Raw genomic sequence first — 12,826 nt, 5'->3', positions numbered from 1 at the left:
CAGCAATAGGATTTCTTCAATCATGTCTCTGTTTTCTCTGCTGGGCGCGCTCGAAATCGGCCTCGTTTTCAGCCTCGTCGCGCTCGGGGTGCTGATCTCGTTTCGCATCCTCAACTTTCCCGATTTGACCGTCGACGGCAGCTTTCCGCTGGGCGGCGCCGTGGCCGCGACGCTGATCGCGGCAGGCCACGATCCGTTCACGTCGACGCTGGCCGCGATATTCGCCGGCGCGTGCGCGGGCTTCGTCACCGGCTGGCTGAACGTGCGCCTGAAAATCATGGATCTGCTCGCGAGCATTCTGATGATGATCGCGCTCTACTCGGTGAACCTGCGGATCATGGGCCGGCCGAACGTGCCGCTCATCACCGAGCCGACGCTTTTCACGGCGCTCCAGCCTGGCTGGCTGCCCGATTACGTGCTGCGGCCGGCGTTGTTGTTCGTGGTGGTGGTGGTCGCGAAGCTCGGGCTCGACTGGTTCTTCTCGTCGCAATTGGGCCTCGCGATGCGCGCGACCGGCGCGAATCCGCGCATGGCGCGTGCGCAGGGCATCGCGACCGGCCGCGCGACGCTCGCCGGGATGGCGTTGTCCAACGCGCTCGTCGCGCTCGCCGGCGCGTTGTTTGCGCAGACGCAAGGCGGCGCCGATATCTCGATGGGGATCGGCACGATCGTGATCGGTCTGGCCGCGGTGATCATCGGCGAGACGCTCGTGTCCGCACGCCGGCTCGTGTTTACGACGTTCGCCGTCGTGCTCGGTGCGATTCTTTATCGTTTCTTTATCGCGCTCGCGCTCAACAGCGATTTCATCGGGCTGAAGGCGCAGGATCTGAATCTCGTGACGGCCGTGCTGGTGACGCTCGCGCTCGTGTTGCCCGCGACGCGCAAGAAGCTGTTCGCCCGCAAGACGGGAGGGGCGTGAAATGCTGCTGGCGCAAGATTTGAAGCTGACGTTCAACCCCGGCACGCCGATCGAGACGCGTGCGCTGCGCGGGCTTTCGCTCGAGATTCCGAACGGCCAGTTCGTTACCGTGATCGGCTCGAACGGCGCTGGCAAGTCGACGTTCCTGAACGCGGTCAGCGGGGACCAGATGGTCGATTCGGGGCGTATCACGGTCGACGGTGCCGATGTCACGCGCAAGCCCGCGTGGGATCGCGCGCCGCTCGTCGCGCGCGTGTTCCAGGACCCGATGGCGGGCACCTGCGAGGCGTTGACGATCGAGGAAAACATGGCGCTCGCGCTTGCGCGGGGCGAGCGGCGCGGCTTTCGGGCGGCGCTGAACCGCGCGTCGCGCGAGCTGTTTCGCGACAAGCTGCGGCTGCTGAATCTCGGGCTCGAAAACCGCCTGACCGATCGGATCGGCTTGCTGTCGGGCGGGCAGCGGCAGGCGGTGAGCTTGTTGATGGCGTCGCTGCGGCCGTCGCGGATTCTGCTGCTCGACGAGCACACGGCCGCGCTCGATCCGAAGACGGCCGCGTTCGTGCTGGAGTTGACCGCGCGGATCGTCGCCGACGGCAAACTGACGACGATGATGGTCACGCACAGCATGCGGCAGGCGCTCGATTACGGCGATCGCACGGTGATGCTGCACCAAGGGCAGGTGGTGCTCGACGTAGCCGGCGATGCGCGGCGCGGGCTCGACGTGCCCGATCTGCTGAAGATGTTCGAGCAGACGCGGCGTGAGCAGCTCGATGATGATGCGTTGCTGCTTGGCTGAGATCCGCACGCGGGCCGGCGGCATGGCGTGAGGCCGTGCCGCCGGCCGCGCGTGGGGCTGGCGTGTCGCGTGAGAAGCTGCTTGCCGTGGCTCGGCGACGGCGGGTGGTTGCGGTGCGCCGGTTGGGCGGCAATCGCGTGCGAGCGGGCTTTTCGTGGGCGCGCACGTGGATGCCTGCCAGCGTCCGCGCCGGTTTTCCGCCGCCTATCCTCTGACGAACGGTTAGTTTCGCATCGGCGCTGTGCGTCGCGAGCGCGTTGCCATATACTGTATATATATACAGTTATCGGTGATGCGATGTCCGTTTCCTCCGCCTCCCTCGAATCGCTCCATCCTTCGCTCTGGCGCGGCTCCCAGCTTGCTCGCGGCGGGCCGCGCACGCTTGATACCGGTTTTGCGTCGTTGTCCGCCGAGCTGCCGGGAGGCGGCTGGCCCGTTGACGGGCTCGTCGAAATGCTCGTGCCGCACGCGGGTTGCGGCGAGTTGCGCGTGCTTGCGCCCGCGTTAGCGGCCGCCGGCAGCGCACGGCGGCCGCTGGTGCTCGTCGCGCCGCCGCATGTGCCGCATGCATGCGCGCTTGCCAGCCTCGGCATACCGCTCGATGCGTTGCTATGGCTGCGCGCCGAACGCGGCGGGGACGCGCTGTGGGCGGCCGAGCAGGCGCTCAAGACCGGCTGCTGCGGAGCGCTTTTGCTTTGGCAGCAGGACGTGCGCGCCGAGGCGCTGCGTCGCTTGCACCTTGCCGCCGCCCGCGCGGGTGACACGCTGTGCGTGGTGTTCCGGCCGCGGTCGGCGGCGCGGCAGCCGTCGCCCGCGGTGCTGCGCGTCGCGCTTCATCCGGCTGCGGGCGGCGTGTCGGTCGAGATCGTCAAGCGTCGCGGGCCGGCGCACGGCGTGCCGCTCGCGCTCGAATTGCCGTCGCCCATCGTGGAGAGCCGCTATGCGCGTCTTGCTCGCTATCCATTTGCCTCGTCTGCCGCTCGACGTGTGCGTACCGCAGTCGCTTGAGTGCGATGCGGGTTGCGGGCGCGGCGTCGATGACGGGGCGGCTGCAAAGCGTGAGCATGGGCGCGCGCGCGAGCATGCAACCAAGCATGGGCAAGCGGCAAAACGCGAACCTGCCGGGCCTGGGCACGATACAGGAAGCCAGCGTGCCGCGGGCTGCGTGGTGCTCGAGCAAGGCGTCGTGCTGATCGCCGATGCCCGCGCCGGTGCGCATGGCGTGCGCGTGGGCATGAAGCGCGGCGGTGTGCTGACGTTATCGCCCGGCACGCGGCTCATCGAGCGCGATCCACTGCGCGAGGCTGATGCGCTGCGCGCCGCCGCACTCGCGTTGTTGAGGTTTTCGCCCTGCGTGGCGCTCGAAGACGAAGCAACGCTGATCGTCGATGTCGGGGCGAGCTTGCGTTTGTTCGGCGGTTTGCCGTCGTTGTGTCGGCAGGTGCGTGCGACGCTCTCCACGCTCGGTTATGCGTCGCGCCTCGCGGTCGCGCCGACCGGAGGCGGCGCGTGGTTGCTCGCGCGAGCGCCGGATGGCGGGCGCGCACGGCGCCGCGTCACGCGTCTTGCGTCGCTCGTGCGCGCGCTCGATGCGCTGCCATGCGAGCTGCTGCCCGGTGCGCGCCCATATGCGAGCTGGTTCGACGGCCTCGGCTGCCGCACGCTGGCCGATCTGCGCCTCTTGCCGCGTGCGGGGCTGCAGCGCCGTTGCGGCCCCGCGCTCGTTGCCGCGCTCGATCGTGCTTATGGCGATGCCGTGGAGCTGCATGTGTGGCTGCCGGTGCCGCCTGTCTTCGATGCACGGATCGAGTTGCCGGAGCGCGTCGACTATGCGCAGGCGGTATTGTTCGTCGCACGCCGGCTCGTCGTGCAGTTATGCGGATGGCTTGCCGCGCGGCAATTGTCACTGGCGGCAATGACATTTGCGCTCGAGCACGAGCGCGGCCGGCAGGCAGTGCCGCCGACATCGCTGACGCTCGCGTTTGCCGAACCCGCGCGCGACGAGATGCACTTCATGCGCGTGCTCGGAGAACGGCTCGCGCGGCTCACCCTGCCTGCCGCGGTGATTGCGGTGCGGTTGACTGTCACGCGCGTTGAATCGGTCGCGCTGAGCGCCGGTGATCTGTTTCCTGAGCCGGGCGGCACACGCGAGGCGCGGGCGCGGCTTGTCGAGTTGCTGAGCGCGCGGCTCGGTGCGGACAGCGTGCTGCGCGCGGCGCCCACTGCCGATTATCGGCCCGAGGCGGCCAACCGCTGGGTGCCGCTGCATGCGCCGGTAGCCAAGTCAGCCGGAACGTCGGCGGGCCCGCCTGCTGCGGCGTTTGCCGCATCGCGCGCCGCGCCGCTGCGTCCCGCATGGCTGCTGGTCGAGCCGTTGCCGCTCGCAACGCAAGAGAACCGGCCGGTTTACCGCACGCCGCTCAGGATCATGTCGTCGGCCGAGCGCATCGAGGCAGGCTGGTTCGATGGTCAGTCGGTCGAACGTGACTACTATGTCGCGCAGGACGCCGCAGGCGCGTGCTACTGGATCTACCAGGAACGCGTGAGCAGCCGCAGCGGCGCCGGGCCGCGCTGGTTCCTGCACGGCCTTTTTGGGTGAGCAGCGATGGATGGAGCCCCGTTCCATGGCTTGCCCGACTACGCGGAGCTGTTCTGCTGGTCGAATTTTTCGTTTCTGCGCGGTGCGTCGCATGCGGAGGAGCTCGTCGAGCGCGCATTGAATCTCGGCTATCGCGGCATCGCGATTACCGACGAGTGCTCGCTCGCGGGCGCGCCGCGCATGCATGTCGCGGCGAAGGGAAAGAATCTGCAGCTCGTCGTTGGCGCGTACTTCGATGTGACGCAGGACGATGTCGAGCCCGGCCGTGATCCGGGGCCCGGCGCGTTCGGCCTCGTGCTGCTCGCGCAGAACCGCGAGGGGTACGGTAATTTGTCCGAGTTGATCTCATGGCGGCGGATGAGCGCGCCGAAGGGCACATATCGCCTGACGCCGAGCATGCTGGTCACGCCGCCACCGGCGTTCGCGCATTTGCGCGGCGTGCCCGACTGCTTCGCGATCCTCGTGCCGACATATCCGGCGCGTGCCGACGTGCTCGATATGCAAGTTGCCTGGTTCGACGCGCTGTTCGGCGCGCGCGCGCGGCTCGGGCTCGTGCGGCTGGAGCGCGCGCTCGACGGCGTGCATCGCGACGAGGTTCGCGCGGCCGGCGCGCGGCGCGGGATGCACGTCGTCGCGCTCGGCGACGTGACGATGCACGCGCGCTCATGCAAACCGTTGCAGGACGCAATGACGGCGATCCGGCTCGGCATGCCGATCGCGGAATGTGGCTACGCACTTGCACCGAATGCGGAGCAGCATTTGCGTGCACGCCCTCGGCTGGCGCAGTTGTTCGACGCCGCCGAGCTTGCGCAAACGTGCCGGATATTGGACGCGTGCCATTTCTCGCTCGATGAATTGCGCTATGAGTATCCGCACGAGATCGTGCCGGCAGGGCACACGCCCGCGAGCTATCTGGAGCAGCAAACCTGGGCGGGCGCGCGCAGGCGCTATCCTGAGGGCATACCGGACAGGGTGCGCCGAAGCATCGAGTACGAACTCGGCTTGATCGCCGAGCTGGAATACGAGCCTTATTTCCTGACGGTCTACGACATCGTCCAATATGCGCGCAGCCGGAACATCCTGTGCCAGGGCCGGGGCTCGGCGGCGAATTCGGTCGTCTGCTATTGCCTGCACGTGACCGAGGTGGACCCCGACCGGAGCACGACGCTGTTCGAGCGCTTCATCAGCCGCGAGCGCGGCGAGCCGCCCGATATCGATGTCGATTTCGAGCATCAGCGCCGCGAAGAAGTCATCCAGTATCTCTACGAGAAATACGGTCACGATCGCGCCGCGCTTGCCGCCGCCGTTGCGACGTACCGCCCGCGCGGCGCGTTGCGCGAGACCGGCAAGGCGCTCGGCGTCGATCCGATGCTGATCGAGCAGGTGGCCAAAGCGCACCGCTGGTTCGACGGCAGCCACGATCTGCTCGCGCAGTTCGCGCTGGCGGGGCTCGATCCGGATACGCCGCTGATTCGGACTTGGGCTGCGCTCGCCGCGCGGCTGCTCGGTTTTCCGCGCCATCTGTCGCAGCATTCGGGCGGCTTCGTGATCAGCCGCGGCAAGCTCACGCGGCTCGTGCCGGTCGAGAACGCGGCGATGGACGGGCGGCGCGTGATTCAGTGGGACAAGGACGATCTGGAGTCGCTCGGCCTGATGAAGGTCGACGTGCTCGCGCTTGGGATGCTGTCGGCGCTGCATCGAGCGTTCGACATGATCGACGCGTGGCGCGGCAAGCGCAACGGCAAGCCGTTCGCGATGGACAGCATCGTGCAGGACGACAAGGCGACCTACGACATGATTTGCCGCGCCGATACGGTCGGCGTATTCCAGATCGAATCGCGCGCGCAGATGGCGATGCTGCCGAAGCTCAGGCCGCGCAAGTATTACGACCTGGTCGTCGAGGTGTCGATCGTGCGGCCTGGCCCGATCCAGGGCGGCGCGGTGCATCCGTATCTGCAGCGGCGCCGGATCGAGTCCGGCGAGGAGCCGGGGCAGATCACGTATCCGAGCGCCGATCTCGAGAAGGTGCTTGAGCGCACGCTCGGCATCCCGATTTTCCAGGAACAGGTGATGCAGATCGCGATCGTCGCGGCCGGCTTCACCCCCGGCGAGGCAGACGAACTGCGCCGCGCGATGGCTTCGTGGAAGCGCAAGGGCGATATTGCCAAATATCAGAAGGAAATCATCGACGGCATGCTCGAGCGCCAGTATTCGCGCGAATTCGCTGAGCAGATCTTCGAGCAGATCAAGGGCTTCGGCGAATATGGTTTTCCGGAGAGTCATGCGGCGAGCTTCGCGCATCTCGTCTATGCGAGCAGTTGGCTCAAGTGCCACGAGCCGGCGATCTTTCTTGCCGCGCTGCTGAACAGTCAGCCGATGGGCTTTTATCCGCCTGCGCAACTCGTGCAGGACGCGAAGCGCCATCGCGTGACGGTACTGCCGGTCGATGCGACGAAAAGCGGCTGGCACGCGTCGCTCGAGGCGCTGCCCGGCAGCCCGCCGCCCGACGGTCAACCGGCGGTGCGGCTCGGGCTGTCGCTCGTGCACGGGCTAGGCGAGGACGCGGCGCGGCGGATCGAGGCGGCGCGCGCGGCGGGGCCGTTTGCGAGCGTGGACGAGCTTGCGCGCCGCGCGAGCCTGACACGCCGCGACCTCGAGGCGCTGGCTGCCGCGAACGCGTTCGCGACGCTCGCCGGCAATCGCCGCGACGCGCTGTGGCAGGCGGTGGCCGCGGTGCCGGAGCGCGGCCTGCTTGCCGCCGCGCCGATCGATGAGCCGGTGAGGCCTGCGCTTGGCGTGCCGACCGAGGCCGACGACATTTACGCAGATTATCGAACCATAGGGCTCACGCTGAACCGGCATCCGCTCGCATTGTTGCGCGCAGTGCTCGATGCGCGGCGGCTGTCTTCCGCGCAGGCGCTGCGCGCGTGCCGCGATGGCCGGCTTGCGCGCGCGTGCGGGCTCGTGACGGCGCGGCAGATGCCCAGCACCGCGAAAGGCGTGCTGTTCGTCACGCTGGAGGACGAGACGGGGTGTGTAAACGTGATCGTCAAGCCCGAGCTGCTTGAGCGGCAGCGCCGCGAGACGCTCGATTCGCAGCTGTTGGCGGTGTCGGGCGTCTGGCAGAGCGATCATGGCGTCGCGCATCTGGTTGCGCAATATCTCGAGGATCTGACGGCGCTGCTGGGCGACTTACGGACGTCGAGCCGCGAGTTCCATTGAGGCCGCCGTATCGGCCGATGTGGCGGCCGGAGCATGGAGCATACCAATTAATACCAGTGCTCCAATATCGGTGCATTCCGCTCGCTATCCCGTAAAAATCCCGCCCTTCGAGATCGCGCCGGGAATGCATATTTTTATGTGTTCGGGTAAATACCTAGTCTGCAATCCCCTGTAAATAAAGGGTTAAAGCCTGTTCAAACCCTTGTGCAGCAACGCTTTACGGCCGCGTGCGGCACGCGCCGGGATCAAATTGACTGGTATTATTTTGGTTATATAATGGCCTCGCCTTTCGACGGGCGGCGTCTGCCATCGCGATTTCGTCAGCCGAGCTGTTGTGCCGATGTGCGAGACTGAGCATACGGGCGTGCGGCCGGTTTTCTTCCTCTCGCACATCTGACGCACGCCGACCCGATCCTGAAGAGAACATCATGCTGACCGGAAACATACTCACTGCCGAAGGCTGGATTCACGGCACGATCGAGTTCGAGAACGGCCGAATCACGGCGCTGTTGGGCGCCGCGACGGACCCGTCGAAGAACGACGCGCCTTACATCCTGCCCGGTTTCATCGATCTGCACGTGCACGGCGCGGGCGGCGCCGATGTCATGGAAGGCGGCGATGCGATTGAGACGATCGCCCGCACGCACGCGCGTTATGGCACGACGAGCTTGCTGGCCACGACGATGACCGCGCCACGCGACGAGCTCAAACGCGTCGTCGCGGAGCTTGGCGGCGTCGCGCGCGCACGCACGCCGGGCGGCTCGCGCGTGCTCGGCGTGCACCTCGAGGGCCCGTACATCAATCCCGGCAAGCTCGGCGCGCAGCCGGACGCCGCCGTCTCGGCGGTGCTCGACGAAGTGCTCGATTACCTGTCGATCGCGCCGATCCGCGTCGTCACGCTCGCGCCGGAGATCGCCGGCCATATCGAGATCATCTCGGAGATGGCCGCGCGCGGCGTGCGCGTACAGCTTGGCCATTCGCTCGGAACCTATGACGACGCCGTCGCCGCGCTCAAACACGGCGCTTGCGGCTTCACGCATTTGTTCAACGCGATGTCGCCGCTGCATCACCGCAATCCGGGGCTCGTCGGCGCGGCGCTCGCGCATGCGGAGTACGCGGAGATCATTCCCGATCTGCTGCACGTGCATCCGGGCGCGATTCGCGCGGCGCTGCGCGCGATTCCGCGCCTGTACGTCGTCACCGACAGCACGTCGGCCACCGGCATGCCCGACGGCGAATACCGGCTCGGCAGCCAGCACGTGACGAAGTGCCTGGGCGGCGTGCGGCTTGCAGACGGCACGCTGGCCGGCAGCACGCTGACGATGGACCAGGCGCTGCGCAACCTCGTGTCGCTCGGCTTGCCGATCGCCGACGTGTCGAACCGGATGTCGCGCTATGCGGCCGATTATCTGGGCCTCGCCGATCGCGGCCGCATCGCGCGCGGCGCATGGGCCGATCTCGTCGCGCTCGATCGCGATTTGAACCTTACCGCGACCTACGTCGAAGGAGAATCGATTGTCGAATATGCTTAACGAGGCGCGCGAGTCCGCGCAGGTCGTCGCCGCGCAGCTCGCGGACACGAGCCTCGTCGAGGCGCTTGCGCGGCGGCTTGCGGAACGCGCGCCGCAAGTCGCGCTGAGCGTGGCGCGCGGCAGCTCCGATCACGCGGCGAGCTATTTCGCAAGCCTGACGATGAGCCGCGTCGGCGTGCCGGTCGCGTCGCTGCCGATGTCGGTCGCCACGCTGCAGCAGGCGCCGTTGAAGGTCCAAGGCCAGCTTGCACTCGCGTTCTCGCAATCGGGCAAGAGCCCCGATCTCGTCAATACGATGTCCGCGCTGCGCGACGCGGGTGCGCTGACGGTCGCCGCCGTCAACGTGCTGCCGTCGCCGCTCGCCGATGCCTGCGAGTATCGGCTGCCGTTGCTGGCCGGCCCCGAGCTGTCGGTTGCCGCGACGAAAAGCTATATCGCGATGCTGTCGATCGCCGCGCAGCTCGTCGCGTTCTGGCAGCGCGACGCCGCGCTCGTCACCGCGCTGCGGGCTCTGCCCGACGTGCTCGCTCAGGCGGGCCGGCTCGATTGGTCGTGCGCTGTCGGAGAATTGCGCGACATCGAGCGGATGATCGTGATCGGCCGCGGGCTTGGGCTGGCAATCGCGCAGGAGGCGGCGCTCAAGTTGAAGGAGACGTCGGGCATCCAGGCCGAGGCGTTCTCGAGCGCCGAAGTGCGGCATGGTCCGATGGAGCTGATCGATCGCGACTATCCGCTGCTGGTGTTCGCGTTGCCAGGCCCCGAGCAGCAGGGCTTGTTGCAGCTTGCGCGGGACATGCGCGCGCGCGGCGCGCGCGTGCTCGTCGCGGCGCCGCCGGGCACGTCCGAGGCGACGCTGCCGCTCGCGGGTGCCGCGCATCCGGCGCTCGATCCGATCGCCGCGATCCTGTCGTTTTACGTAATGGCGGCCGAGTTGGCCGCCGCGCGTGGCCGCGATCCGGACACGCCGCGCCATCTGCATAAAGTCACCGAAACACATTGACGAGACGAGACCGCCCCATGAGACGCGCCGAGGAGTTCCAGTTGAAGCAGCCGCCCCACGACCAGACCATCCTGCTCGCTCCGCTGACAGGCCCTGTCGTGCCGCTTGCCGACGTACCCGATCCGGTGTTCTCGGGCGGCATGTTCGGCGACGGCATCGGCATCGATCCACTCGAGGGCCGGCTCGTCGCGCCGTGCGCGGGCATCGTGTCGCACGTCGCGCGCACGGGCCACGCGGTGACGGTCACCTCCGACAGCGGCGCTGAAATCCTGTTGCACATCGGCATCGACACGGTCGAGCTTGACGGGCTCGGTTTCACCGCGAAAGTGGCCGCAGGCGCGCGCGTCGCGGCGGGCGATCTGCTGATCGAGTTCGATCAGGATCTGGTCGCGCGTTCGGCGCCGAGCCTCGTGTCGGTGGTCGCGATCGCCAATTCGGACGCGTTCGAAATCGTCGAGCGCGCAGGCGCGGGTGTCGTGAAGGCAGGCGCGGTGCCGCTCCTCACGCTGCGCGCGCGCGGCGGCGCGGCAGTCTCGGCGGACGCGGCGGGCAGCGCGGCAGCTGCAAGCGATGCCGGCGTGGCGGCCGGCCCGGTTGCCGGCGCGCTTGCGCGTGGCGGCCAGCCGGCCACGGCCGAACTGCCCGAGGTGCGTCGGTCGATCACGCTCACGCGGCCGGGCGGCCTGCACGCGCGCCCGGCCGCGCGCGCGCGCGAAGCCGCGCGCGGGCTCGATGCGCAGGTCGACGTGCACTTCGACGGGCGCCGCGCGGCGTTGCAAAGCGTCGTCGGGCTGCTCGGCCTCGGCGCGGGAGAAAACGCGACGATCGAGCTGGTCGGCACGGGCCGCGATGCGGCGCGGGTGGTCGAACTCGTCGCACACGAGCTGTTGCGCGAAGCACATGGCGAGGCCGAGGAAAAGCCGGCGCGCGCGGCGTCGCCGGCGCCCGCCGCCACGCCTGCCTTTGCGGCGGCACGTGCGCCGCTCGATCCGAACACGCTCGCGGGCGTATGCGCGTCGCCAGGCATCTCGGTCGGCGCGCTCGTGCGTTGGGACGACGCCGACGTCGCACCGCCCGAACTCGCGGCCGGTACGCCGGCCGCCGAAAGCCGCCTGCTCGACCGGGCGCTCGCCGCTGTCGACGCGGAGCTGGAGGCGACGGTGCGCGAAGCGTCGCAGCGCGGCGCGGTCGGCGAGGCGGGCATCTTCTCCGTGCATCGCGTGCTGCTCGAGGACCCGGCGCTTGTCGATGCCGCGCGTGACTTGATCAGCCTCGGCAAGAGCGCGGGCCACGCGTGGCGCGAGACGATCCACGCACAAATCGCGGTGCTGTCCGGCGTGGATGACGCGTTGCTCGCCGAGCGCGCGGCTGATCTGCGCGACATCGACAAGCGCGTGCTGCGCGCGCTCGGCTATACGAGCGCAACCGCGCGCGAATTGCCTGCCGAAGCGGTGCTTGCGGCCGAGGAGTTCACGCCGTCCGATCTCGCGTCGCTTGATCGCGAGCGCGTGACGGCGCTCGTGATGGCGCGCGGCGGCGCGACATCACACGCGGCGATCATCGCGCGGCAGCTCGGCATTCCGGCGCTCGTCGCGGTTGGTGACGCGCTTTTCGCGATTCCGGAACACACGCAGGTCGTCGTCGATGCGAGCGCGGGCCGCCTCGAATATGCGCCGACCGATCTCGACGTCGAGCGCGCGCGGCTCGAGCGCAAGCGGCTTGCCGGCGTGCGCGAGGCGAATCGCCAGATGTCGGGCGAGGCTGCGGTGACGCGCGACGGCCGCAAGATCGAGGTGGCCGCGAACATCGCGACGCTCGACGATGCGCGCATCGCGCTCGACAACGGCGCCGACGCGATCGGCCTGTTGCGCACCGAACTGATGTTCATCCACCGGCAGGCCGCACCGACGACGGCCGAGCATCGGGACAGCTATCAATCGATCGTCGATGCGTTGCAGGGCCGCACGGCGATCATCCGCACGCTGGACGTCGGCGCCGACAAGGAAGTCGATTACCTGACGCTGCCGCCCGAGCCGAATCCGGCGCTGGGCCTGCGCGGAATCCGGCTCGCGCAGGTGCGCCCCGATCTGCTCGACGATCAGTTGCACGGCCTGCTCGCGGTGCAACCATACGGCTCGGTGCGAATCCTGCTGCCGATGGTCACCGATGTCGGCGAGCTGGTGAGGATCAGAAAGCGCATCGACGCGTTCGCGCACGCAATGGGCCGCACGGCACCGGTCGAGGTGGGCGTGATGATCGAGGTGCCGTCGGCGGCGCTGCTCGCCGATCAGCTCGCGCAGCACGCGGATTTCCTGTCGATCGGCACCAACGACCTGACCCAATATACGCTCGCCATGGACCGGTGCCAGGCGGATCTCGCCGCGCTCGCGGACGGCCTGCATCCGGCCGTGCTGCGGCTGATCGACGTGACGGTGCGCGGCGCGGACAAGCACGGCAAATGGGTCGGCGTGTGCGGCGCGCTCGGCGGCGATCCCGTTGCGGTGCCGATCCTGGTCGGCCTCGGCGTGACGGAGCTGTCGGTGGACCCGGTGTCGGTGCCGGGCATCAAGGCGCGCGTGCGCGGTCTCGATTACCCATTGTGCCGTCAGCGCGCGCAGGATTTGCTCGCGCTCGAATCGGCGCAGGCGGTGAGAGCGGCAAGCCGCGAGATCTGGCCGGCGGACTGAACAGCGTCCGGCGTTGCGTTGATCGCGGGTGTGGTGTTGCGGGGTATTTCAGCATCAATCAGCATGACTGA

At 68.2% G+C, this 12,826-nt stretch carries 8 protein-coding genes; all 8 read left to right on the top strand.

What is annotated here, in order from left to right; translation table 11 throughout:
* Positions 1-22 precede the first annotated feature (22 nt).
* Positions 23-919: an ABC transporter permease gene (locus WS68_RS04705; protein WP_059569684.1), complete on the top strand. Its 897-nt coding sequence runs from the start codon at positions 23-25 to the stop codon at positions 917-919.
* A 1-nt stretch (position 920) separates the two neighbouring features.
* A complete protein-coding gene (locus WS68_RS04700; RefSeq protein WP_059569683.1) occupies positions 921-1,715 on the top strand; it encodes an ABC transporter ATP-binding protein in 795 nt (264 codons plus the stop codon).
* A 297-nt stretch (positions 1,716-2,012) separates the two neighbouring features.
* Complete coding sequence (imuA, locus tag WS68_RS04695; protein ID WP_059569682.1) at positions 2,013-2,723, top strand: translesion DNA synthesis-associated protein ImuA; 711 nt, start codon at positions 2,013-2,015, stop codon at positions 2,721-2,723.
* Entirely contained in the window at positions 2,656-4,314 is a 1,659-nt protein-coding gene (locus WS68_RS04690; RefSeq protein WP_059569681.1) for a Y-family DNA polymerase, read from the top strand. The genes imuA and WS68_RS04690 overlap by 68 nt, the downstream gene beginning before the upstream one ends.
* Before the next feature lie 6 nt (positions 4,315-4,320).
* Entirely contained in the window at positions 4,321-7,536 is a 3,216-nt protein-coding gene (locus WS68_RS04685; RefSeq protein ID WP_059569680.1) for an error-prone DNA polymerase, read from the top strand.
* A 428-nt stretch (positions 7,537-7,964) separates the two neighbouring features.
* Positions 7,965-9,068: an N-acetylglucosamine-6-phosphate deacetylase gene (gene nagA, locus WS68_RS04680; RefSeq protein WP_059569679.1), complete on the top strand. Its 1,104-nt coding sequence runs from the start codon at positions 7,965-7,967 to the stop codon at positions 9,066-9,068.
* Positions 9,061-10,068 (top strand): SIS domain-containing protein, encoded by a 1,008-nt coding sequence (locus tag WS68_RS04675; protein ID WP_059569678.1) that lies wholly within the window; start codon positions 9,061-9,063, stop codon positions 10,066-10,068. The genes nagA and WS68_RS04675 overlap by 8 nt, the downstream gene beginning before the upstream one ends.
* A gap of 17 nt (positions 10,069-10,085) precedes the next feature.
* Positions 10,086-12,755 (top strand): phosphoenolpyruvate--protein phosphotransferase, encoded by a 2,670-nt coding sequence (gene ptsP / locus WS68_RS04670; protein WP_059569677.1) that lies wholly within the window; start codon positions 10,086-10,088, stop codon positions 12,753-12,755.
* Positions 12,756-12,826 lie beyond the last annotated feature (71 nt).

Source organism: Burkholderia sp. TSV86 (assembly GCF_001522865.1).
Classification (GTDB): Bacteria; Pseudomonadota; Gammaproteobacteria; order Burkholderiales; family Burkholderiaceae; genus Burkholderia.
Note: the sequence above shows the minus strand (reverse complement) of the source record. Positions and strands in the feature narration are given on the sequence as shown.

Excerpts from the sequence above, each read along its gene's own strand:
- WS68_RS04705 (WP_059569684.1), top strand. The coding sequence starts at position 23 with ATGTCTCTGTTTTCTCTGCTGGGCGCGCTCGAAATCGGCCTCGTTTTC.
- WS68_RS04700 (WP_059569683.1), top strand. The coding sequence starts at position 921 with ATGCTGCTGGCGCAAGATTTGAAGCTGACGTTCAACCCCGGCACGCCG.
- imuA (WP_059569682.1), top strand. The coding sequence starts at position 2,013 with ATGTCCGTTTCCTCCGCCTCCCTCGAATCGCTCCATCCTTCGCTCTGG.
- WS68_RS04690 (WP_059569681.1), top strand. The coding sequence starts at position 2,656 with ATGCGCGTCTTGCTCGCTATCCATTTGCCTCGTCTGCCGCTCGACGTG.
- WS68_RS04685 (WP_059569680.1), top strand. The coding sequence starts at position 4,321 with ATGGATGGAGCCCCGTTCCATGGCTTGCCCGACTACGCGGAGCTGTTC.
- nagA (WP_059569679.1), top strand. The coding sequence starts at position 7,965 with ATGCTGACCGGAAACATACTCACTGCCGAAGGCTGGATTCACGGCACG.
- WS68_RS04675 (WP_059569678.1), top strand. The coding sequence starts at position 9,061 with ATGCTTAACGAGGCGCGCGAGTCCGCGCAGGTCGTCGCCGCGCAGCTC.
- ptsP (WP_059569677.1), top strand. The coding sequence starts at position 10,086 with ATGAGACGCGCCGAGGAGTTCCAGTTGAAGCAGCCGCCCCACGACCAG.